The following is a 20,547-nucleotide window of genomic DNA, read 5'->3' on the forward strand; positions in this document are numbered from 1 at the left end:
ATATAAGTTCTTGTGTTTCATTGGTAACAATCAATAGCCGCTGCGTAAACAACAGATCGGTGAAGCGCAGCCTTGACGATATGAGCGCAGGCCAGCAAAGGGTGTGTCAAATTGGCGAATCGGTAGATTTCCGAAGTCCACCGTTGTCATAAATTGATCACTGCTGGGGGATCCGAATATATTATGACCGTTTCCGATAATATAACTGAAAAAACCATGGCAAATGCCATTCGTGCGCTATCCATGGATGCGGTCCAAGCCGCTAATAGTGGGCATCCGGGGATGCCCATGGGTATGGCGGATGTCGCGACCGTGTTGTTCAGCGATTTTCTGAAATTTGACCCGAAAGCGCCAAAATGGGCGGATCGTGACCGGTTTGTCCTGTCTGCCGGCCATGGGTCTATGTTGATATATTCCTTACTCCACCTGACCGGTTATGAGCGGCCAACGCTTCAGGATATCAAGGATTTCAGGCAATTATCATCGCCTTGTGCTGGCCATCCTGAGAATTTCAAACTGGCAGGCGTGGAAGCGACAACCGGACCGTTGGGGCAGGGATTTGCCATGGCGGTCGGTATGGCAATTGCCGAGCGGCACTTGAATGCGCATTTTGACGATGACCTGGTGGATCATAAAACCTGGGTTATTGCCGGTGATGGCTGCCTTATGGAGGCCATCAACCATGAAGCCGTCGGTTTAGCTGGTCATCTCGGCCTGGGCCGCCTGAACGTCTTGTGGGACGATAATGGTATCACCATTGATGGCGGTACGGAATTGTCCACCAGCGAGGATATTCCGGCGCGTTACCGGGCTTCTGGTTGGCATGTCGTGTCCTGTGACGGTCATGATTTTGACGATATCCGCAAAGCGCTGAAAGAAGCGGAAGCGGATCCGCGGCCTTCGCTCATCGCCTGCAAAACCGTGATTGGTTATGGAGCGCCTACAAAGCAGGGCACTTCCGCAACCCATGGCGCACCGCTTGGTAAAGAGGAAATCACCGGAACCCGTGCAGCGCTGGGATGGGATCACGAACCTTTCGTCGTTCCAGATGATGTGCGGGCAGCATGGTCGGCATTGGGTCAAAAGGGTGCAGCAGCGCATGCGGCCTGGAATGCCCGGCTTTCTGGCCATGGCGATAAAGCGGAATTTGAACGCCGTATGGCAGGCGCCTTGCCGGATGACAGCGCTATGCAGGACTATCTTGATGGTCTGGCGCAGGATCCACCCAAAGTTGCAACCCGAAAGGCTTCTGAAATGGCGCTGGGCGCCATTACGGCGGCTTTGCCGGAGATGGTTGGTGGTAGCGCCGATCTCACAGGTTCAAACAATACCAAAACATCGTCCACTAAGCCTTTGACAAAAGATGATTATTCTGGGCGGTATATCTATTACGGCATCCGTGAATTTGGCATGGCCGCAGCGATGAACGGCATGGCGTTGCATGGCGGTATCATACCCTATGGCGGCACATTTCTGGTCTTTACCGACTATTGTCGCGGTGCGATGCGGCTTTCCGCCATTCAGAACACCCGCGCGATCTATGTCATGACCCATGACAGCATCGGTTTGGGCGAAGATGGGCCAACCCACCAGCCGATTGAGCATTTGCAGAGCCTGCGGGCCATGCCGAACATGCAAGTCTTCCGCCCTGCTGATGCGATTGAGACGGCAGAATGCTGGGCTTTGGCGATCAAGCGGTCAGAAGGGCCTTCGACATTGGCTTTGACCCGTCAGGGCCTGCCGCCGTTACGCCATGACGTCAGCGTAAATCATTGTGAAAAAGGCGGTTATTCTATTAAGTCCGCCGAAAACGCAAAACGCGTTGTCCTGGTTGCCACGGGTTCTGAAGTGTCCCTGGCAATGGATGTGGCAACCCAATTGGAAGCAAATGGGGTCGGTGCCGAGGTGGTATCCATGCCTTGTACTGAATTGTTCGACGCACAGTCCGATGGTTACAAGACTGAGCTGCTTGGCGGTGATGACGTTTTGAGGGTTTCCATTGAAGCCGGTACAACATTTGGCTGGGAGCGGTATACCGGGTTGAATGGCCTGTGCTTCGGCATAGATAGTTTCGGAGCCTCGGCACCGATTAACGATCTGTTCGAACATTTTGGTCTCACCGCAGACGCGATTACACCGCAAATAATGACAAAACTGGGCTGAAAACAGCTAGAAAATCGAATTCAAAGGAGCAACATTTATGACAAAAGTAGCAATTAACGGATTTGGCCGTATCGGCCGTTTGGTGGCTCGGGCGATTCTTGAGCGTCCAGATTGCGGGCTGGAGCTGGTTGCTATTAACGACCTTGCTGATGCTGAGGCAAATGCGCTGCTTTTCGGTTATGACAGCGTCCATGGCCGTTTTCCGGGCGAAGTTACTGCCGATGGCGACAGTATCTCGGTCAATGGCAAGAAAATCGCTGTAACATCAGAACGTAACCCCGGCGATTTGCCCCATGGTGAAATGGGCATTGATATCGTTTTGGAATGCACTGGCTTCTTCCAATCGGTTGAAGCGGCGCAGCCTCATATTGATGCAGGCGCGAAACGCGTTTTGATCTCTGCACCGGCAAAGGGTGACTTGAAAACAGTCGTCTATGGGGTCAACCATGACGTATTGACGTCAGCGGATGTCATTGTTTCTAATGCATCTTGTACGACAAACTGCCTCGCACCCGTTGCTAAGGTGCTCAACGACGCGGTTGGTATCGAACGCGGTTTCATGACCACGATTCACAGCTACACCAATGACCAGCGTATGCTGGATCAGATGCACAGCGATATGCGTCGTGCCCGCGCTGGTGCGGTCAACATGATCCCGACCACCACAGGCGCTGCCCGGGCTGTCGGCTTGGTACTGCCAGAGCTAAATGGCAAGCTGGACGGTTCTTCGGTTCGCGTGCCGACACCGAATGTGAGCCTGGTAGATCTGGTCTTCACGCCTAATCGCGACACCAGCGTCGAGGAGATTAACGGTGCGCTGAAAGCCGCGGCAGACGGACCTATGAACGGCGTTCTGGTGTTTGAAGACAAGCCGCTTGTTTCCAGCGATTTCAATCATCAGCCAGCGAGTTCGTCGGTGGACAGTCTGGAAACCACGGTCATGGACGGCAAACTGGTCCGCGTGGTCAGCTGGTATGACAATGAATGGGGTTTCTCCAACCGGATGATCGACACTGCCGGCGTCATGGCGGGTTTGCTCTAAACAGAGAGGTTTTGAGCAATGGCTGACAACAATTTTAAAACGCTGGATGATCTTGGTGATGTGACAGGAAAGCCCGGGCTTGTCCGGGTGGACCTGAATGTCCCGATGGCAGATGGCAAGGTTACCGATGATACGCGGCTGAAGGCAGTTGTCCCGACAGTCACGGAATTGGCGGATCGCGGTGCCAAAATATTGTTGCTGGCTCATTTCGGACGACCGAAGGGTCAGGCGGACATGAAATATTCGCTGGAACCTGTAGTCGCACCTCTGGCCAAGGTTTTGGGCCGCGATGTCGGCTTCATGCAGATGCCCGACCGGGATACGATCGATGCACTGCCAAATGGCAGCATTGTGGTGGTCGAAAATAGCCGTTTCGCGCCGGGTGAAGAGAAAAACGATCCGGGCATGGCCAAGGCGATTGCATCCTTTGGCGAATTCTATGTCAATGACGCGTTCTCCGCTGCCCATCGGGCGCACGTGACGACAGCAGGCTTGGCGGAACATTTGCCCGCTTATGCAGGGCGTTCCATGGAGCGGGAGCTCAGCGCCCTGAACAAGGCGCTCGGTGATCCAGAGCATCCTGTGGTCGCCGTGGTAGGTGGCGCGAAAGTTTCCAGTAAACTCGACGTGTTGCGGCAGATGGTAGAGAAGGTGGATCATCTGATCATCGGCGGCGGCATGGCCAACACCTTCCTGGCGGCGCGCGGCGTCGATGTTGGCAAATCTTTATGTGAGCATGATCTGACCGATACAGCCAATGCGATCCTGGAGGCGGCGGATAAAGCCGATTGTACCGTGCATCTGCCCTATGATGTCGTGGTTGCGAAGGAATTTGCACCCAATCCGCCAACCCGCACCGTCAATGTGCACGAGGTTGCGGAAGATGAAATGATCCTCGATGTTGGTCCCGCGGCGGTTGAAGCCCTGTCCGATGTCCTGAAAACCTGCAAAACCCTGGTCTGGAACGGTCCGATGGGGGCGTTCGAGACACCGCCCTTTGATATGGCAACGGTTGCTTTGGCCAGAACGGCGGCGGCACTGACTAAAGAAGGCTCTTTGCTATCGGTAGCAGGCGGCGGTGATACGGTTGCCGCGCTCAATCATGCCGGTGTCGCGGAAGATTTCAGCTTTATATCCACCGCTGGCGGCGCTTTTCTCGAATGGATGGAAGGCAAGGAACTGCCGGGTGTAAAGGCTCTTCAGCGATGAATATTCGGTCTGCAGAAGACAAGGACAGGCCGATAATCGCCGAAATCCATGCGCGCAGCTGGCAGGAAAATTATCGCGACTATCTGTCTGCTGACCTGCTGGATAAGCAGCTGCCTGAATTGATGGCCGAACGCTGGAGAAATGCGGAGATTGGCGCGCACGACATTGTGCTGGTAGCCGAAGATGATCAGATCCAGGGCTTTGTTGCGGCTTGGGATGACGAGATGGTCTATCTCGATAATCTCCACGTGCGCAGTGACTGTCGGTCCAAGGGCATTGGCCGCAAATTGCTTGCTGCAGCCGCTCGTACGGCCAAGGAAAATGGTCGAAAATCAATCTGGCTGCATGTTGTCGTCGGAAATGATCGCGCGAGAAACCTGTATACCCGGCTTGGCGGCATAGCTGACGGGGTTGAAGATAAAGATCTTTATGGGGCCACGGTCCCCAATGAACGTATCATATGGCGGGATATCGATATTCTTGCCGAGCAATCTAACTAAACGAGGACGAATTTCATGCATGATCCGAAGATGATGGACAAAATCGAAAATGGCGCAGGCTTCATTGCCGCCTTGGACCAAAGCGGTGGTTCTACGCCAAAGGCACTCCGGGGCTATGGTGTCGAAGAGGATGCCTATTCGAATGATGACGAGATGTTCGCCCTGATCCACGGCATGCGCAGCCGCATCGTGACCGCACCGAGCTTTGGCAGCGGAAAGGTCATCGGCGCGATCCTGTTCGAAAAAACGATGGATGGTGATGCAAACGGAAAGCCTGTGCCGACCTTGCTTTGGGAACGGGGTGTTGTGCCCTTCCTGAAAGTGGATAAGGGGCTGGAAGACGAAGCTGACGGTGTGCAGATGATGAAGCCGATGCCGGAACTCGGCGCGTTGTTGGAGCGCGCCAAGGCAAAAGGCGTTTTCGGCACCAAAATGCGCTCGGTTATCAATCTGGCATCTCCCACCGGCATTGCGGCGATTGTAAAGCAGCAGTTTGACGTTGCCGGTCAAATTCTGGATCATGGCCTGATGCCGATGATCGAACCAGAAGTGAACATCAAGAGCGCCGAGCGGGCAGAGTGCGACGCCATTTTGCTCACGGAGATCACAAAGCAGCTCGATGCGCTGCCAGCAGATCGCAAAGTCATGCTGAAATTGTCGATCCCGACGGAAGCGAATCTCTATGCACCATTGGTGGATCATCCTCGTGTCGCCCGTGTTGTGGCTCTTTCAGGAGGCTTCTCCCGCGATGAGGCTTGCAGCGAACTCGCCAAGAACCGCGGTATGATTGCCAGTTTCTCACGTGCGCTATTGCAGGATCTGCGGCACCCAATGACCGATGCAGAATTTGATGCTTCGCTTGGTGGTGCCATTGACCAGATTCACAAGGCGTCCACGGTTAAGGCATAAGGAACAAGGCGTTTGGCGAAGTCCGATCCCAATTGGTCAGATGTGGATGATTATATCGTCCGACATCTGATCGGTGAGGACCCGGCGCTGGATGCTTGTTTGGCCGCCAATGACAAAGCCGGTCTTCCGGCAATTGATGTCTCACCTGCGCAAGGACGCATGCTCGAGCTGCTGGCACGCAGTATCGGTGCACGGCATATATTGGAAATAGGGACGCTGGGTGGCTATTCGGCCATTTGGTTGGCGCGTGCGCTTTCAGACGATGGCCGTCTTGTCTCGTTGGAACTGGAACCGCAATATGCGGCGATAGCGCGTTCCAATCTGGAAAGAGCTGGGCAGAGCGGCAAAGTCGATATCATCGTCGGAGAAGCCGTAAGCTCGCTATCTGCAATGAAAGAAAGTCAGGCTCCGCTGTTCGACTTTGTTTTCATCGATGCCGACAAGGAGAATTATGCGGCTTATCTCGACCATGCTATCCGCTTGTCTCGGTCAGGCGCTATGCTCGTGTTCGACAATGTCGTGCGAGATGGGGGCGTGATCGATCCGGACAGCGATGACCCTAAAGTACCTGGAACACGGGCGCTTTATGAGGCCTTGCAAAATCATTCCAAGGTTGATGCAACCGCTATACAGACCGTGGGCAGCAAGAATTGGGATGGGTTCCTTCTTGCCGTCGTGCGTGCATGACGTTTAAGAGGCCGCGATAATGACGATACCTTCTTGCCAACTCTATCTGATTTCGCCGCTTGATGTAGGCGGTGATTTTCCTGGGCAATTGCAATCTGCCCTGGATGCCGGCCCCGTGGCCGCCTTCCAATTTCGCGTAAAGGATATTGATCCAGATGAGGCCGCGAAATTGGCCGAGCCTCTAAAAGCGATCTGCGATGCGCATGATGTCGCCTTTATCGTGAACGACAATGTCGCGCTTGCCAAACGCCTGTCGACTGACGGTGTACATCTGGGGCAGGGCGATGATGACCTAAAGGACGCACGTGCGGAATTGGGGGATCAGGCGCAGATTGGTATCACCTGCCATGACAGCCGCCATCTGGCCATGGAAGCCGGCGAGGGCGGTGCGAATTATGTGGCTTTCGGTGCCTTTTTCCCAACGCAGACGAAGGAAACGCATTACCGACCCGATGCGGACCTGCTGCAATGGTGGTCGGCGGTCATGGAAATTCCCTGCGTTGCGATTGGTGGCATCACGCCAGATAATTGCAAACCGTTGGTGGAAGCCGGTGCCGATTTTCTGGCGGTTAGCGGATCGGTATGGAAGGATCCAAAGGGTCCTGCCCATGCGGTATCGCGATTCACGGAGATTTTATCGGTCGATTGACGGCTTCAGGACGAGCTTTTGGTCACCCCGATGGTCGAACGGACATATTGAGCCATAAACCGGTCAATGGAAGGGGCCGCGAAGTTTGGCAATTGTTCCAATTCCCTGACATAGCCGGGTAGGGGGATGATAGATCGAATTTTCCCTTCGGCGATAGAATATCCGAACAACCCCGCTGCGGTCACTTCACTTTGAAAGCTTTCCGGCAGGCTTGGTTCTTTTTTCGGTTCAAGAATATCTGTTTCGCTCATGTCTGTTAGTTACACTGATGTCAGTGCAAAATATTGTATGAAAAAGACAACAGCCGAATATTGATACTCTTTACGCGCTTCGGACATCCAGACCCGTCCGATTCAGCGATGGGGTTTAACCGTCCACGAGGAAAAGACCCTTGCGCCCCTTCAAAAAATTACGGACGAAACTCTCCTCTGACGGTATGCCGAAATGCGGCATACATCGTTCTATATCACTCAAAAAACCCACTGAATGAGTGGCTTCTGGCACTGGCGCAGGAGTAATCTTCCCGCTGAAAAGGCCAGCAGCAGGCGCAGTGTTTTCTTCAGGCGACACCAGATCCGGGATATCTTCCATTAAATTTGGGGTAAATTGCGCATAGGGAAATGTATTGTATGAAATCGCCATATCGGCCAGCGCTGTGCTTGCCTATCTGCGCCCATCGCTATAGAGGGCCGCAACACAAGATTTCCGAAAGCGAGATGTTTCATGAAAATCAGCGGCGTAGATATCCGTCCCGGCAACATATTGGATTATGAAAACGGCCTCTGGAAGGTGGCGAAGATTCAGCATACCCAGCCTGGCAAAGGCGGCGCCTATATGCAGGTGGAGATGAAGAATCTGGTTGATGGTCGCAAAACAAATGTGCGGTTCCGCAGCGCTGATACGGTTGAGAAAGTCCGTCTCGATACCAAGGAGTTTCAATATCTGTTTGCCGATGGCGATATGCTGACCTTCATGGATAAGGAAAATTACGAGCAGATCACATTGCCGAGCGACTTGCTGGGTGACGCAGCCGAGTTTTTGCAGGACGGCATGGATGTGATGCTTGAGCTATACGAAGAGAAACCGATTTCAGTGCAGCTGCCTGATCAGATTGAAGCAGAAATTGTTGAAGCCGACGCCGTTGTTAAGGGCCAGACAGCTTCGTCTAGCTACAAGCCAGCGGTTCTCGATAACGGTGTGCGCGTCATGGTGCCGCCCTTTATCTCTGCCGGTACGCGGATCATTGTCGATGTCTATGCCCGCGAATACGTCGGTAAGGCGTAGTTAGTATAGATTGATGCCGTTAGTGGTTAGCTTGTCGAACCACATTTACTGGACGAATGCCGTCCTGTGACAGGCTCAGGGCTGATGGTTCTGGACCTAAACCTGTTGAACTTGGAAATTTAAATGCCAGCACATTCCGCCCTTATTACCGTTATGGAACGCGCCGCTCGCAAGGCGGGGTCCCGTCTGCGCCGGGACTTTGGCGAGGTTGAACATCTTCAGGTGTCGAAAAAGGGACCGGCAGATTTTGTGTCCAAGGCGGACATGCGCTCAGAACGGACCCTTTATGATGAACTGATGAAAGTTCGTCCGGGTTGGGGCTTCGTGCTGGAAGAAGGCGGTATGATCGAGGGCGAGGAAGGCAAGCCGCGCTGGATTGTCGACCCGTTGGACGGAACTACCAATTTTCTCCACGGCATTCCACATTTTGCGATATCCATTGCTGTGCAAGAACGAGCCTATGACGGTCAAGGCTGGGGCAAGATTACCAGCGGTTTGATTTACGAGCCGGTTTCTGACCAGACATGGTGGGCGGAGATGGACAAGGGCGCTTATCTTGGTGACAAAAGACTGCGGGTATCTGCGCGTCGGGATTTGTCCGAAGCCGTGATCGCTACCGGTATCCCGTTCAAAGGCCATGGCGATTTGGCAGAGTGGTCACGGATATTCGGTTCGATTGCGCCGCAAGTGGCAGGTATTCGTCGGAACGGGGCGGCATCGCTCGACCTCGCTTGGCTCGCGGCTGGTCGCTATGACGGTTTCTGGGAAGCAGATCTTCAGGTTTGGGACGTTGCGGCGGGGATATTGATGGTCCGTGAAGCCGGCGGTTTCGTCAGCGATTATACCGGCGGCGATCAGCCGATCGGACAGCGCGAAATATTGGCCGCGAACGAGGCATTGCACAGCAAGTTGCACAAAATTCTGGCGAGGTCACTGCTATAGCGTTGTAAACAGCGATAGATAGGACCAATTCGAGCCATTTGGCCCTTGCAGCTTGGCGAGCCTGTCCCTAAAAGCGGCCCTGAAATTTAGCGAAACGAGTCTTTTGTGGTCGATCTTTCCGAATACGCGCCAATACTGCTTTTTCTGGCAGTGGCTCTTGGCCTCTCTGCCCTGTTTGTCTTTCTGCCCATGGGCGTATCGCGATTGACGGGAACGCACAGTCCGGACCCTGAAAAATTGTCCGAATATGAATGTGGTTTTCCTGCTTTTGAAGATTCGCGCAGTCAGTTTGATGTGCGCTTTTATCTGGTCGCCATCCTGTTCATTATTTTTGACCTGGAGGCAGCATTCCTGTTTCCCTGGGCTGTATCGCTCGGTCAGATCGGCTGGATCGGATGGTCGTCGATGATGGTCTTTCTCTTCATCCTGACGGTCGGATTTATCTACGAATGGAAAATGGGAGCGCTCGATTGGGAGTAGAAACTGGCAGCAACGTTATTCTGAATGCTGATGGTACGCCAATGGCCCCAAATACGCAGCCAGATGAGGCGTTTTTTAAAGACCTGAATTCAGAGGTGAATGACAAGGGCTTTCTTGTCACGTCGACCGAAGACCTGTTCCAGTGGGCGCGTACGGGCTCGCTCTGGTGGATGACTTTCGGTCTGGCTTGTTGTGCGGTGGAGATGATCCACGTCAACATGCCACGCTATGATATGGAGCGTTTCGGCGCTGCACCGCGCGCCAGTCCGCGCCAGTCGGATGTGATGATTGTCGCCGGTACGCTGTGCAACAAGATGGCACCCGCTCTGCGCAAGGTTTACGATCAGATGTCAGAACCGAAATATGTCATTTCCATGGGCAGCTGTGCCAATGGCGGCGGCTATTATCATTACAGTTATTCGGTTGTGCGCGGCTGTGACCGGATCGTTCCGGTTGATATCTATGTGCCGGGATGTCCGCCCACGGCCGAAGCCCTGCTTTACGGTGTGATGCAGTTGCAGCGGAAGATCCGCCGCATCGGGACGTTAGAGCGTTAATATGGCAAACGGGGCTCCAACCATGTCCAGCAACGAAGGCGTTGCTGCCACTCTTGCCAAATCCTTGGGCGCGGCTGTCCTCGATACGGTCGAGGCCAATGATGAGATCAGCTTCACCGTTGATCGCAAGAAATTGCCCGCTGTGATGGAAAAGTTGCGGAGCGAGCATGAATATCAGCAACTGGTTGAGATTGCCGGTGTTGACTATCCGGATCGGTCCGAGCGGTTCGAGGTCTGCTATCACCTGCTCAGCCTGACCAAAAATCATCGCATTCGTGTAAAGGTGACAACCGACGAAGACATGCCAGTGCCCACCGTGACCCATATTTGGGAAGTGGCGGGCTGGCTTGAACGCGAGGTTTTCGATCTTTACGGTGTATTGTTCGACGGCAATGCGGATCTCCGGCGCATCCTGACCGACTATGGTTTTCAGGGCCATCCGTTCCGCAAGGATTTCCCGCTCACGGGCTATGTTGAAATGCGCTATTCCGAGGAAGCCAAGCGCGTGGTCTACGAACCGGTTAAACTGGCGCAGGATTTCCGCAGCTTCGACTTCATGTCCCCCTGGGAAGGCGCGGACTATATCCTGCCCGGTGACGAAAAAAGCGATGAAAAGTCGGAAGATGGTGATGATAAGGGAGCCAAGAAATAATGGCTGATTATCTCGACGAAATGGATGGAATTGCAGACGCGGCCGATCCTACGGTTGGTGATCTGGAGATCCAGAATTACACGATCAACTTCGGTCCTCAGCATCCTGCGGCACACGGCGTTTTGCGGTTGGTGATGGAGCTGGACGGAGAGATTGTCGAACGGCTTGATCCCCATGTTGGCTTGCTCCACCGCGGCACCGAAAAGCTGATTGAACATAAAACCTATTTACAGGCTTTGCCCTATTTTGACCGGCTGGATTATTGTTCGCCGCTTGCGATGGAGCATAGCTATGTTCTGGCAATTGAAAAACTGCTCGACCTCGAAGTGCCTTTGCGCGGTCAATATCTGCGGGTGTTGTTCGCGGAACTGACCCGGATATGCAACCACATGCTCAACATTGGCGCCCACGTCATGGATGTCGGCGCGATGACGCCGAACATTTGGGTATTCGAGATTCGCGAGCAATGTCTGGCCTTCTTTGAACGCGCCAGCGGCGCACGGATGCACAGTGCCTGGTTCCGGCCCGGCGGCGTGCATCAGGATGTACCACTAAAACTGCTCACCGACATGGCGGATTGGCTGGACGAATTTCCATCCTTTTTCGAAGATGCAATGAGCCTTGTCATCGACAACCGCATTTTCAAACAGCGCAATGTTGATATTGCAACCGTTTCCAAGGAAGATGCTGTGCGTTGGGGCTTTTCCGGCCCGATGATCCGCGGCAGCGGCATTGCCTGGGACCTCCGCAAGTCACAGCCTTATGATGTCTATGACCGCATGGAATTTGACGTGCCCGTCGGTACGCGCGGCGATTGTTATGATCGTTTCATGGTCCGGGTTGAAGAAGTGCGCCAGTCCGTACGGATCATGCGCCAATGCCTGAATGAAATGCCGGACGGCCCAGTTGCCAGTACTGACCGTAAAGTCGTCCCGCCCAAACGCGGCGAGATGAAACAGTCGATGGAAGCGCTGATCCATCACTTCAAGCTCTACACCGAAGGCTTCCACGTGCCCGCTGGCGAAGTCTATGTCGCCACCGAAAGTCCCAAAGGCGAATTTGGCGTTTATCTCGTCAGCGATGGCAGCAACAAGCCTTATCGCTGCAAGATCCGCCCGACCGCTTTCTCGCATTTACAGGCGATGGATTTCATGTCCAAAGGCCATATGCTCGCAGATGCCACCGCCATATTGGGCGCGATGGATATTGTATTCGGGGAATGTGACCGGTGATCGGACGCGAGATCATCATTTTTATTGTGGCGTTCGCTGGCTTTGCGTCACTTGTGGCGGCCTATCTTGCGGCATTTCATGGGGAAGTCAGTCTCAAGGAAACGCTGTCGACTGCCTTCGCTGCGGTTGTCGGGCTTTATGCCGGGCGGTTTCTCGAACGGAGACTGCGCTATGGCTGATGCTCCTGACACATCGAAAAGATGGCGGCTCGGTGGCGGGGCAACGGTCTTTGTGATCGTCGCGATCATGCTGCTGTGGGAATTGTGGCAGCCGGCAAATATGCTGTGGAACATCATCTTATTGACCATGACGGTGGGTCTAATCGCCGCAGGGTTCTGGTTGAATATCTATTTCTCAAAGCATTGGGACGAAATCGGGGAAGCGCGTTTTGATACGCGAAACAAAAGTGATGTAGATGGCTGAAGCTCCAAATATACCTGATGAACTTGAAGTCCGCGCCAAATGGGGCGATTTCAAATTCACACCAGCAATTGAAAAACTCGCCAAATGGCAGATTGCGAAATATCCGGAAGGTCGCCAGAAATCGGCGGTTATGGCCTTGCTGGACCTCGCCCAGCGCCAAGTCGGCGCGGATACCGAGACACAGGGCTGGTTGCCGGTTCCAGTGATTGAATATGTCGCGGCCTATTTGGACATGCCCTATATGCGGGCTTATGAAGTTGCGACCTTCTACACCATGTACAATCTTGCGCCGGTTGGTCGTTTCCACGTGCAGGTTTGCGGAACAACGCCGTGTATGCTGCGCGGAAGCGATGACGTTATGGCGGCCTGCAAGAATAAAGGCATGGCCAAGGGCAAGACCACACCGGATGGCCTGTTCACGCTGACCGAAGTCGAGTGCATGGGCAATTGCTCCAACGCACCGATGGTCCAGATTAATGACGATAATTACGAAGATCTCGATTACGACATCATGACGCGTATTCTGGAAGATCTCGCTGACGGCAAAGAGATTTCTGTCGGTTCGCAAATTGGACGCAAGACCAGCGAACCCAAAGGCGGACCGGTTGTGTTGAAAGAGATGGTGAAGGCCAATCATGACTATCGGAAGGAGTGGTAAGATGCTGCTCGACGGATATGCAGGATGGGTTGCGCTGGCGGTTGTCGCGATTGCGGTTGCGGGTGGTCTTTGGGGCCGCAGGAGTAAGAAATAATGGCTTTTGACTTTCTCCAGGACAAAGACCGTATCTTTACCAATGTCTATGGCTTTCAGTCATGGGACCTGAAGGCTGCTCAAAAGCGTGGTGACTGGGACAATACCGCCGATATTATCAAGCGCGGTAATGACAAGATTATCAACGAGATGAAGGAAAGCGGCCTGCGTGGTCGTGGCGGCGCCGGTTTTCCCACCGGCCTGAAATGGTCCTTCATGCCGAAAGAGTCGCCCGATGGGCGTCCGAGCTTTCTGGTCATCAATGCCGATGAATCCGAACCCGGCAGCTGCAAAGACCGCGAAATCCTGCGCAATGATCCGCACAAGCTGATCGAAGGCGCGCTGATTGCCGGTTTCGCGATGCGTGCGCGGGCGGCCTATATTTACATTCGCGGCGAATATATCATGGAAGCCAAAGTCATGGAGGCGGCCGTCAAGGAAGCCTATGACGCTGGTCTAATCGGCAAAAATGCTTCCAAATCCGGCTATGATTTCGATGTCTTCGTTCACCGCGGCGCGGGCGCTTATATTTGCGGCGAAGAAACCGCGATGATCGAAAGTCTCGAAGGCAAAAAAGGCCAGCCGCGTCTGAAGCCACCATTTCCTGCTGGTGCTGGCCTCTATGGTTGTCCGACAACGGTCAATAATGTGGAATCCATTGCTGTGGTGCCAACGATCCTTCGACGCGGGGCCAGTTGGTTCGCGAGCTTCGGGCGGGAGAATAACCACGGCACGAAACTGTTTCAGGTTTCAGGCCATGTTGAAAAACCGGCTGTATTCGAAGAAGCTATGTCGATCCCGTTCAAGGACATGATCGAAAAACATTGCGGCGGGATTACCGGCGGGTGGGATAATCTGCTCGCAGTTATTCCGGGCGGTTCTTCTGTTCCGCTGGTGCCTGCCGAGCAGATCATGGATGCTCCAATGGACTTTGACGGTTTGAGCGCGCTCAAATCCGGCCTTGGTACAGCAGCCGTGATCGTGATGGACAAGAGCACTGATATTGTACGGGCAATTTCACGGCTCAGCTATTTCTATAAACATGAAAGCTGCGGTCAATGCACGCCGTGCCGTGAGGGCACTGGCTGGATGTGGCGCGTTATGGAACGGCTGCGCGACGGTGATGCGACGATTGAAGAAATCGATACGCTGCATGAAGTTACCAAACAGGTCGAAGGCCATACGATATGCGCGCTCGGCGATGCAGCGGCTTGGCCTATCCAGGGCCTCATCCGCCATTTCCGGCCAGAGCTGGAGCGGCGTATTCGTGAAAATTCCGGTGCAGAACCGGTTATGGAGGCGGCGGAGTGAAGTATCTCGTTCAACTATTCGGTGCAATGATTGTCGCCACTTTGATGTGGCCCAGCGTGTCAATCGCCCAGGCTGATATTGCAGTGGATACTGCCAGCATCCAAAAGCGTATGGGTGGTTTTGACGATCCGTTTTTTCAGAATTCTTCGAGGGCTGGAATAAATGTCATGTCTCTCTGTTGGGCAAAAAAACGCCCCGCACAAGCAAAGGAAGCGTTGTCCCACCTTTATATGGGTAATGGTCAGACCAGGTCGCTGAAAAAATTTTTCAAGCTGTTTCGATATGATTCCAGTTGTATGCTGTCGAAGAACATTGGATTGAATACTCCATCGGCCACGGTTATCGGGGGTATGGCTGAATATTTCGTGCTGCTGCAACATGGTTCTGAAGCAATGGACACCTTGGGAAACATGGCCGAAGCCGATTGGCAAAATATTTTCATGCGGCCGCGGAATGGAAGTGAAACATTTGGTAAATGTGTTGTGCAAGCGGATCGGATGAAAGTTTTTGGTCTCATAAATACAGTGCCGGATACCCAGCCCGAAAGTGCGGCGTTCAAGGCTCTGACACCTTTACTGGGCCAGTGTTTGGCCGAGGGTGACACAATATCGTTCAACAAAAACGCATTGCGTGCAAATCTTGCATTTTCTCTGTATCGCGCTGTGTACCAGCGCAAAAAGATGCTGGGGGCAAACAACTAATGCCTAAAGTTACCGTAGATGGCGTAGAGCTTGAAGTTCCACAGGGCGCAACCGTGCTGCAGGCCGCTGAGCTTGCCGGTAAGGAAATCCCGCGTTTCTGTTATCATGAACGTCTGAGCATTGCGGGCAATTGCCGCATGTGTCTGGTCGAAGTAAAGCCGGGACCGCCGAAGCCGCAGGCGAGCTGTGCGCTACCCGCCGCTGACGGTCAGGAAATCCGCACCGACAGCGAAATGGTCAAAAAGGCGCGTGAAGGGGTGATGGAATTTCTCCTTATCAACCATCCGCTGGATTGTCCGATTTGCGATCAGGGCGGTGAATGTGACCTGCAGGATCAGGCCATGGCCTATGGCAAAGGCGGATCGCGCTATGACGAGAACAAGCGCGCCGTAACCGAAAAATATATGGGACCTGTGGTCAAGACGATCATGACCCGGTGTATCCATTGCACGCGTTGTGTTCGCTTCGCCGAAGAAGTGGCTGGCGTCGAAGAAATCGGTGCAATTGGGCGCGGTGAAGGGATGGAGATTACCTCTTATCTCGAAGGCGCGGTGCACAGTGAGTTGAGCGGCAATGTTGTCGACCTTTGTCCCGTCGGTGCATTGACCAGCAAGCCTTATGCATTTGAAGCGCGCCCCTGGGAGCTGACCAAGACCATGGGCATTGATGTCATGGACGGCGTTGGCACCAATATACGCATCGATAGCCGCGGCCGCGAAGTGCTACGCTCTCTGCCGCGGGTCAATGACGATGTGAATGAGGAATGGGCGACCGACAAGACTCGCCATGCGATTGACGGCCTGATGAAGCGCCGTCTAGACCAGCCCTATATCCGGCAAGATGGCAAATTGGTTCCTGCGAGTTGGAACGCAGCGTTTGAAGCCATTGCGGCGGTCAAGGCAGGCAGTTCGGTAGCGGCCATTGCCGGTGATCTGGTGGATTGTGAAACCATGTACGCGACCAAGCGGCTGCTCAAATCCATGCGGTCTGAAATGCTGGAAGGGCGTCAGACCGGCTTGTCCTATGACGTGTCAAATCTCGCTGCGGTGAACTTTAACACGACCATAGCGGGTATCGAGGAAGCCGACGTAATCGTGCTGGTCTCGACCAATCCGCGCTGGGAAGCCTCGCTGGTCAATACGCGTATCCGCAAGGCGGTGCGCAAGGGCGGCGCGAAAGTCTTTGGCATTGGTCCAGAAGCGGATCAAACCTATCCGGTCGAGTGGCTCGGTGATGATATGGGCTTGCTGGCTAAGCTTCCGAAAGCCGCAGCTGATGCCTTGAAAAATGCCGAGAAACCGGCACTTATTCTTGGCGGCGGGGCATTGAGTGTTGAGGGCGCGCATGGCGCGGCTTTGCAACTTGCTGCAAAATATAAGTTGGTCCGTGCCAATGAAGATGGAAGCAGTTGGAATGGTTTCAATGTCCTGCATATAGGCGCTTCCCGCACAGGCGGTTTGATGCTGGGCTATGCGTATGACGGCGGCATCAAGGCCATTGCTGCGAAGAAACCAAAACTGCTCTTTTCGCTTGGCGCTGATGAAATGGATTACGTGCCTTTCGACAAAAGCTTCAAGGTCTATATCGGCCATCATGGCGATGCCGGTGCGCATGCGGCGGACGTGATTTTGCCAGCGGCAGCCTATACCGAGAAAAACGGCACCTACGTTAATTTGGAAGGCCGAGTGCAGCGTTCCAACAAGGCGATTTTCGCTCCTGGCGATGCCCGCGAAGACTGGAGCATTTTGCGCGCTCTGTCTGATGTAATGGGCAAGACGCTGCCGTTTGACAGCTTTGAAGAGTTGTGCGGAAAAATGTACAAGGATCATCCGGCAATGGCTGACGAAGGCCTTGTCTCCTTTGACTGGGCACCGCCATCAGGATTGCCGGACAAGCCCAAAGGGCAGGGCGTGCACCCGATCAAGGACTTCTACCTAACCAACAGCATCGCCCGCGCCAGCGCTACGATGCAGCGTTGTTCGGCGGAATTACTGCACGGTGAAGATATGCTGGAGGCGGCAGAATGACCGAATATCTCCAATCCACTTTCTTGGGCCCTGAGATTGGCTGGTTGGTCGCCACTCTGGCGTTAATCCTGCTTATCGCTTTGCCGCTGTTGCTGGCCGTGGCGATGATCATCTATGTGGATCGCAAGATTATTGCGGCCGTGGCGCTGCGTCGTGGTCCCAATGTCGTCGGGCCGTTCGGTTTGTTACAGAGTTTTGCCGATGGTTTGAAGGTATTCCTTCAGGAAACGATCATTCCATCCGGCGCCAATAAGGGGCTGTTCCTGCTGGCGCCGATCATTACCTTTACCGTGGCCTTGCTGGCGTGGGCCGTTATTCCGTTTAGCGAGGAAATGGTTCTCGCGAACATTAATATCGGTGTGCTTTACATCCTCGCGATCAGCTCGCTGGGTGTCTATGGCGTAGTGATTTCTGGTTGGGCAAGTAACTCCAAATACCCGTTTTTCTCCGCTATGCGTGCCGCCGCGCAAATGATTTCTTATGAAGTTTCCATCGGCTTCATTCTGATTTCAGTGGTTCTTTTCGCAGGTACATTCAATCTGAATGATATTATCAAGGCCCAGGAAGGCCATATTTTCGGGACCATAAGCGCTTATGGTCTGAACCCATTGCTTTTCCCGATGGCCGTGATGTTTCTCATCAGTTCGATGGCGGAAACGGCACGTGCCCCGTTCGATCTGACCGAAGCCGAGAGTGAGTTGGTTGCAGGCTATCAGACCGAATATTCGTCCATGTCCTTCGCGCTGTTCTGGCTCGGGGAATATGCCAATATCCTGCTCATGTGTGCACTCAACGTCATCCTGTTCTGGGGTGGATGGTTGCCGCCGGTTGATTGGGAACCGCTTTATGCAGTGCCCGGCATCATCTGGTTGTTCCTGAAGATGTTCCTCATCTTCTTCATCTTCAGCTGGGCCTGGGCCACCGTCCCGCGTTATCGCTATGACCAGCTGATGCGCCTGGGCTGGAAAATCTTCCTGCCGATCAGCATTTTCTGGGTCGTCCTGGTTAGTGGTTATCTCATGGTCACGAGGTACGGGTGATGATCATGAGCGCTCTTGCCACCGCAGCCCTTTTGGGAACAGCCGCCACGTCGCTTGAAGGCTATGACTCCCAAAAACATCTGGATGCCACTTTCTACGACTGTAGCAGCTATGGCGGCGCGCAGTTTACAGAAACTAAGGGTCCGAAGAGCACGGATGAATTTGGTGACCGGAAAATGGGCATTCTGATCTGGTTTGAATTCGATAAAAGCGCCGAGACACCGAGTTACAGAGATATCCGTTGGAAGCATATGACCAACGCTCCCAAGGACATGTTCAACGATAGTGAAGGCAATTCCTTTTTCGAAGGTGAAAATAATGGCCAATGGGTCATTGGTGCATTGTCGGATGGGCATATTGCCGATCACACGCATTGGGACAGAATCAGCTTCTATCATAAAGTGACGGATCAGCCGGTGGCGCTGATGTCGGTCATTCAAGAGGAACGGGATCAAAACTCAAATATCCTGTTGGAGCGGGTTTACCATGTAAAATGCGATATTGCTGATGACGAAAACGCATTTAGAATGTTTAGAGAGTTTGCCAAATGAGCATCGCACAAACCATAAAGGCCTTCACGCTTTGGGAAATATTGAAAGCGCATGCTTTGACGCTGAAATATTTCTTCAAAAAGAAAAAGACGATCAACTATCCCTATGAGAAGAACCCGATTTCACCGCGGTTCCGTGGGGAGCATGTGTTGCGCCGTTATCCCAATGGCGAAGAACGTTGCATTGCGTGCAAGCTTTGCGAAGCGGTTTGTCCGGCGCAGGCAATTACGATTGAAGCGGAGCCGCGCGAAGATGGCAGTCGCCGGACAACGCGCTATGACATCGATATGACCAAATGCATTTACTGCGGTTTCTGTCAGGAAGCCTGTCCAGTCGATGCCGTGGTCGAAGGGCCGAATTTCGAATATTCGACCGAGACACGCGAAGAACTCATTTACGACAAGGCAAAATTGCTTGAAAATGGTGACAAATGGGAGCGAGCCATCGCGTCCAACCTTGCCGCCGATGCGCCCTATCGTTAAGGCGCTGACAAGATTCTAAGGGGGTTGCGGAAACCGTAAACATGCAAATATTCGCTTTCTATCTATTCGCATCGATCGTGATCGCCAGTGGTGCGTTTTGCATCTTTGCGCGCAATCCCGTGCACAGTGTTTTGTGGCTGATTTTGGCGTTTTTCAATGCCGCGGGCTTGATGTTGCTGGTCGGCGCAGAGTTTATCGCGGCCTTGCTGGTCATTGTCTATGTCGGCGCGGTCGCAGTTCTCTTCCTGTTCGTCGTGATGATGCTCGATATCGACTTTGCCGAATTACGGGCCGGCTTCATGAAAAACCTACCACTGGGTCTGTTGCTTGCGCTTGTATTGCTGGCCGAAATCATCTTCGGCATCGGCGCATGGAGTGCGGGCGGTATGGGCGAAGCAACTGCCGTAGTTGGGCCACCGGCAGGCGGACCTTCCAATATCGAAGCACTCGGCACTTTGCTCTACACCAAATATGTCTTTCTATTCGAAGCTGCTGGCCTTGTTCTGCTGGTCGCCATGGTCGGCGCGATTGTTCTGACCAACCGCAAGCGCGGGGGCGTCCGGATCCAGTCTATCCAGGAACAGGTGAGAAGGCGTCCTGAAGACGCGACACGCAATGAACAGCCTGAAGTCGGCAAGGGGGTCGAACTATGATCGGCATTGAACATTATCTGGTGGTCAGTTCCATCCTGTTTGTGATGGGCATGTTGGGCATTTTCCTGAATCGCAAGAATATCATCATCATCCTGATGGCGATTGAGTTGATTTTGCTCTCGGTTAACTTGAACCTGGTCGCGTTCAGCGCATTTCTGGGTGACATGACCGGGCAGATATTTGCGATGTTCGTGCTGACCGTTGCTGCGGGTGAAGCAGCCATTGGACTTGCGATATTGGTTATTTATTTCCGTCAGCGCGGCACAATTGCCGTCGATGATGTCAATCGGATGAAGGGTTAG

General features: G+C 53.5%; 26 protein-coding genes. 24 read left to right on the forward strand and 2 right to left on the reverse strand.

Features of this window, described 5'->3' with window-relative positions:
- Window positions 1-183 precede the first annotated feature (183 nt).
- From tkt to thiE, 7 genes are read left to right on the forward strand one after another with little or no spacing between them, the layout of a single operon-like run.
- The gene (gene tkt, locus DG177_RS01430) at window positions 184-2,163 is read left to right on the forward strand and encodes a transketolase (RefSeq protein WP_108809852.1); all 1,980 of its coding nucleotides are present in this window, start codon (window positions 184-186) and stop codon (window positions 2,161-2,163) included.
- A gap of 37 nt (window positions 2,164-2,200) precedes the next feature.
- Window positions 2,201-3,205, forward strand: coding sequence for a type I glyceraldehyde-3-phosphate dehydrogenase (gap, locus tag DG177_RS01435; RefSeq protein WP_108809853.1), 1,005 nt, complete (start codon window positions 2,201-2,203; stop codon window positions 3,203-3,205).
- 18 nt (window positions 3,206-3,223) lie between these two features.
- A complete protein-coding gene (locus DG177_RS01440; RefSeq protein WP_108809854.1) occupies window positions 3,224-4,414 on the forward strand; it encodes a phosphoglycerate kinase in 1,191 nt (396 codons plus the stop codon).
- Window positions 4,411-4,914: a GNAT family N-acetyltransferase gene (locus DG177_RS01445; RefSeq protein WP_337658426.1), complete on the forward strand. Its 504-nt coding sequence runs from the start codon at window positions 4,411-4,413 to the stop codon at window positions 4,912-4,914. The genes DG177_RS01440 and DG177_RS01445 overlap by 4 nt, the downstream gene beginning before the upstream one ends.
- A 15-nt stretch (window positions 4,915-4,929) precedes the next feature.
- Window positions 4,930-5,823 (forward strand): fructose bisphosphate aldolase, encoded by an 894-nt coding sequence (locus DG177_RS01450; RefSeq protein ID WP_108809855.1) that lies wholly within the window; start codon window positions 4,930-4,932, stop codon window positions 5,821-5,823.
- 12 nt (window positions 5,824-5,835) lie between these two features.
- Entirely contained in the window at window positions 5,836-6,510 is a 675-nt protein-coding gene (locus DG177_RS01455) for a class I SAM-dependent methyltransferase (RefSeq protein ID WP_108809856.1), read from the forward strand.
- 19 nt (window positions 6,511-6,529) lie between these two features.
- Complete coding sequence (gene thiE, locus DG177_RS01460) at window positions 6,530-7,159, forward strand: thiamine phosphate synthase (RefSeq protein WP_108809857.1); 630 nt, start codon at window positions 6,530-6,532, stop codon at window positions 7,157-7,159.
- Between the two features lie 5 nt (window positions 7,160-7,164).
- On the opposite strand, the gene DG177_RS01465 is transcribed toward thiE, so the two are convergent.
- A complete protein-coding gene (locus DG177_RS01465; protein WP_108809858.1) occupies window positions 7,165-7,410 on the reverse strand; it encodes a hypothetical protein in 246 nt (81 codons plus the stop codon).
- A 115-nt stretch (window positions 7,411-7,525) separates the two neighbouring features.
- The gene (locus DG177_RS01470; protein ID WP_108809859.1) at window positions 7,526-7,801 is read right to left on the reverse strand and encodes a hypothetical protein; all 276 of its coding nucleotides are present in this window, start codon (window positions 7,799-7,801) and stop codon (window positions 7,526-7,528) included.
- 81 nt (window positions 7,802-7,882) lie between these two features.
- Here DG177_RS01470 and efp point away from each other — a divergent pair, with 81 nt between their 5' ends.
- From efp to nuoK, 17 genes are all read left to right on the forward strand, one after another.
- On the forward strand, window positions 7,883-8,443 hold the full coding sequence (gene efp / locus DG177_RS01475) for an elongation factor P (protein WP_108809860.1): 561 nt from the start codon (window positions 7,883-7,885) through the stop codon (window positions 8,441-8,443).
- Between the two features lie 123 nt (window positions 8,444-8,566).
- The gene (locus DG177_RS01480) at window positions 8,567-9,385 is read left to right on the forward strand and encodes an inositol monophosphatase family protein (protein ID WP_108809861.1); all 819 of its coding nucleotides are present in this window, start codon (window positions 8,567-8,569) and stop codon (window positions 9,383-9,385) included.
- A 105-nt stretch (window positions 9,386-9,490) separates the two neighbouring features.
- Entirely contained in the window at window positions 9,491-9,865 is a 375-nt protein-coding gene (locus DG177_RS01485; RefSeq protein WP_108809862.1) for an NADH-quinone oxidoreductase subunit A, read from the forward strand.
- 41 nt (window positions 9,866-9,906) lie between these two features.
- Window positions 9,907-10,422, forward strand: coding sequence for a NuoB/complex I 20 kDa subunit family protein (locus tag DG177_RS01490; protein ID WP_108812719.1), 516 nt, complete (start codon window positions 9,907-9,909; stop codon window positions 10,420-10,422).
- 1 nt (window position 10,423) lies between these two features.
- A complete protein-coding gene (locus DG177_RS01495) occupies window positions 10,424-11,074 on the forward strand; it encodes an NADH-quinone oxidoreductase subunit C (RefSeq protein ID WP_108809863.1) in 651 nt (216 codons plus the stop codon).
- On the forward strand, window positions 11,074-12,306 hold the full coding sequence (locus DG177_RS01500; RefSeq protein WP_108809864.1) for an NADH-quinone oxidoreductase subunit D: 1,233 nt from the start codon (window positions 11,074-11,076) through the stop codon (window positions 12,304-12,306). Before DG177_RS01495 ends, DG177_RS01500 begins: the two co-directional genes overlap by 1 nt.
- The gene (locus DG177_RS01505) at window positions 12,303-12,485 is read left to right on the forward strand and encodes a hypothetical protein (RefSeq protein ID WP_108809865.1); all 183 of its coding nucleotides are present in this window, start codon (window positions 12,303-12,305) and stop codon (window positions 12,483-12,485) included. Before DG177_RS01500 ends, DG177_RS01505 begins: the two co-directional genes overlap by 4 nt.
- On the forward strand, window positions 12,478-12,729 hold the full coding sequence (locus DG177_RS01510) for a hypothetical protein (protein WP_108809866.1): 252 nt from the start codon (window positions 12,478-12,480) through the stop codon (window positions 12,727-12,729). The genes DG177_RS01505 and DG177_RS01510 overlap by 8 nt, the downstream gene beginning before the upstream one ends.
- A complete protein-coding gene (locus DG177_RS01515) occupies window positions 12,722-13,387 on the forward strand; it encodes an NADH-quinone oxidoreductase subunit NuoE (RefSeq protein WP_108809867.1) in 666 nt (221 codons plus the stop codon). The genes DG177_RS01510 and DG177_RS01515 overlap by 8 nt, the downstream gene beginning before the upstream one ends.
- A gap of 93 nt (window positions 13,388-13,480) precedes the next feature.
- Window positions 13,481-14,791, forward strand: coding sequence for an NADH-quinone oxidoreductase subunit NuoF (nuoF, locus tag DG177_RS01520; protein ID WP_108809868.1), 1,311 nt, complete (start codon window positions 13,481-13,483; stop codon window positions 14,789-14,791).
- A complete protein-coding gene (locus tag DG177_RS01525) occupies window positions 14,788-15,492 on the forward strand; it encodes a hypothetical protein (protein WP_337658427.1) in 705 nt (234 codons plus the stop codon). Before nuoF ends, DG177_RS01525 begins: the two co-directional genes overlap by 4 nt.
- Window positions 15,492-17,519, forward strand: a complete 2,028-nt coding sequence (gene nuoG / locus DG177_RS01530) for an NADH-quinone oxidoreductase subunit NuoG (RefSeq protein WP_108809870.1) — start codon at window positions 15,492-15,494, stop codon at window positions 17,517-17,519. The genes DG177_RS01525 and nuoG overlap by 1 nt, the downstream gene beginning before the upstream one ends.
- Entirely contained in the window at window positions 17,516-18,559 is a 1,044-nt protein-coding gene (gene nuoH, locus DG177_RS01535) for an NADH-quinone oxidoreductase subunit NuoH (RefSeq protein ID WP_108809871.1), read from the forward strand. The genes nuoG and nuoH overlap by 4 nt, the downstream gene beginning before the upstream one ends.
- Before the next feature lie 5 nt (window positions 18,560-18,564).
- The gene (locus DG177_RS01540; RefSeq protein ID WP_337658428.1) at window positions 18,565-19,110 is read left to right on the forward strand and encodes a hypothetical protein; all 546 of its coding nucleotides are present in this window, start codon (window positions 18,565-18,567) and stop codon (window positions 19,108-19,110) included.
- Window positions 19,107-19,592: an NADH-quinone oxidoreductase subunit NuoI gene (gene nuoI / locus DG177_RS01545; RefSeq protein WP_108809873.1), complete on the forward strand. Its 486-nt coding sequence runs from the start codon at window positions 19,107-19,109 to the stop codon at window positions 19,590-19,592. The genes DG177_RS01540 and nuoI overlap by 4 nt, the downstream gene beginning before the upstream one ends.
- A gap of 41 nt (window positions 19,593-19,633) precedes the next feature.
- Window positions 19,634-20,245, forward strand: coding sequence for an NADH-quinone oxidoreductase subunit J (locus tag DG177_RS01550; RefSeq protein WP_108809874.1), 612 nt, complete (start codon window positions 19,634-19,636; stop codon window positions 20,243-20,245).
- Window positions 20,242-20,547: an NADH-quinone oxidoreductase subunit NuoK gene (gene nuoK / locus DG177_RS01555; protein ID WP_108809875.1), complete on the forward strand. Its 306-nt coding sequence runs from the start codon at window positions 20,242-20,244 to the stop codon at window positions 20,545-20,547. Before DG177_RS01550 ends, nuoK begins: the two co-directional genes overlap by 4 nt.

The organism is Sphingorhabdus sp. Alg231-15 (genome assembly GCF_900149705.1).
Classification (GTDB): Bacteria; Pseudomonadota; Alphaproteobacteria; order Sphingomonadales; family Sphingomonadaceae; genus Parasphingorhabdus.

Excerpts from the sequence above, each read along its gene's own strand:
- DG177_RS01500 (WP_108809864.1), top strand. The coding sequence starts at position 11,074 with ATGGCTGATTATCTCGACGAAATGGATGGAATTGCAGACGCGGCCGAT.
- nuoF (WP_108809868.1), top strand. The coding sequence starts at position 13,481 with ATGGCTTTTGACTTTCTCCAGGACAAAGACCGTATCTTTACCAATGTC.
- DG177_RS01480 (WP_108809861.1), top strand. The coding sequence starts at position 8,567 with ATGCCAGCACATTCCGCCCTTATTACCGTTATGGAACGCGCCGCTCGC.
- nuoG (WP_108809870.1), top strand. The coding sequence starts at position 15,492 with ATGCCTAAAGTTACCGTAGATGGCGTAGAGCTTGAAGTTCCACAGGGC.
- DG177_RS01465 (WP_108809858.1), bottom strand. The coding sequence starts at position 7,410 with ATGAGCGAAACAGATATTCTTGAACCGAAAAAAGAACCAAGCCTGCCG.
- efp (WP_108809860.1), top strand. The coding sequence starts at position 7,883 with ATGAAAATCAGCGGCGTAGATATCCGTCCCGGCAACATATTGGATTAT.
- DG177_RS01510 (WP_108809866.1), top strand. The coding sequence starts at position 12,478 with ATGGCTGATGCTCCTGACACATCGAAAAGATGGCGGCTCGGTGGCGGG.
- DG177_RS01495 (WP_108809863.1), top strand. The coding sequence starts at position 10,424 with ATGGCAAACGGGGCTCCAACCATGTCCAGCAACGAAGGCGTTGCTGCC.
- gap (WP_108809853.1), top strand. The coding sequence starts at position 2,201 with ATGACAAAAGTAGCAATTAACGGATTTGGCCGTATCGGCCGTTTGGTG.
- thiE (WP_108809857.1), top strand. The coding sequence starts at position 6,530 with ATGACGATACCTTCTTGCCAACTCTATCTGATTTCGCCGCTTGATGTA.
- DG177_RS01550 (WP_108809874.1), top strand. The coding sequence starts at position 19,634 with ATGCAAATATTCGCTTTCTATCTATTCGCATCGATCGTGATCGCCAGT.
- DG177_RS01515 (WP_108809867.1), top strand. The coding sequence starts at position 12,722 with ATGGCTGAAGCTCCAAATATACCTGATGAACTTGAAGTCCGCGCCAAA.
- DG177_RS01540 (WP_337658428.1), top strand. The coding sequence starts at position 18,565 with ATGAGCGCTCTTGCCACCGCAGCCCTTTTGGGAACAGCCGCCACGTCG.
- nuoI (WP_108809873.1), top strand. The coding sequence starts at position 19,107 with ATGAGCATCGCACAAACCATAAAGGCCTTCACGCTTTGGGAAATATTG.
- DG177_RS01445 (WP_337658426.1), top strand. The coding sequence starts at position 4,411 with ATGAATATTCGGTCTGCAGAAGACAAGGACAGGCCGATAATCGCCGAA.
- nuoK (WP_108809875.1), top strand. The coding sequence starts at position 20,242 with ATGATCGGCATTGAACATTATCTGGTGGTCAGTTCCATCCTGTTTGTG.
- DG177_RS01470 (WP_108809859.1), bottom strand. The coding sequence starts at position 7,801 with ATGGCGATTTCATACAATACATTTCCCTATGCGCAATTTACCCCAAAT.
- tkt (WP_108809852.1), top strand. The coding sequence starts at position 184 with ATGACCGTTTCCGATAATATAACTGAAAAAACCATGGCAAATGCCATT.
- nuoH (WP_108809871.1), top strand. The coding sequence starts at position 17,516 with ATGACCGAATATCTCCAATCCACTTTCTTGGGCCCTGAGATTGGCTGG.
- DG177_RS01490 (WP_108812719.1), top strand. The coding sequence starts at position 9,907 with ATGGCCCCAAATACGCAGCCAGATGAGGCGTTTTTTAAAGACCTGAAT.
- DG177_RS01450 (WP_108809855.1), top strand. The coding sequence starts at position 4,930 with ATGCATGATCCGAAGATGATGGACAAAATCGAAAATGGCGCAGGCTTC.
- DG177_RS01440 (WP_108809854.1), top strand. The coding sequence starts at position 3,224 with ATGGCTGACAACAATTTTAAAACGCTGGATGATCTTGGTGATGTGACA.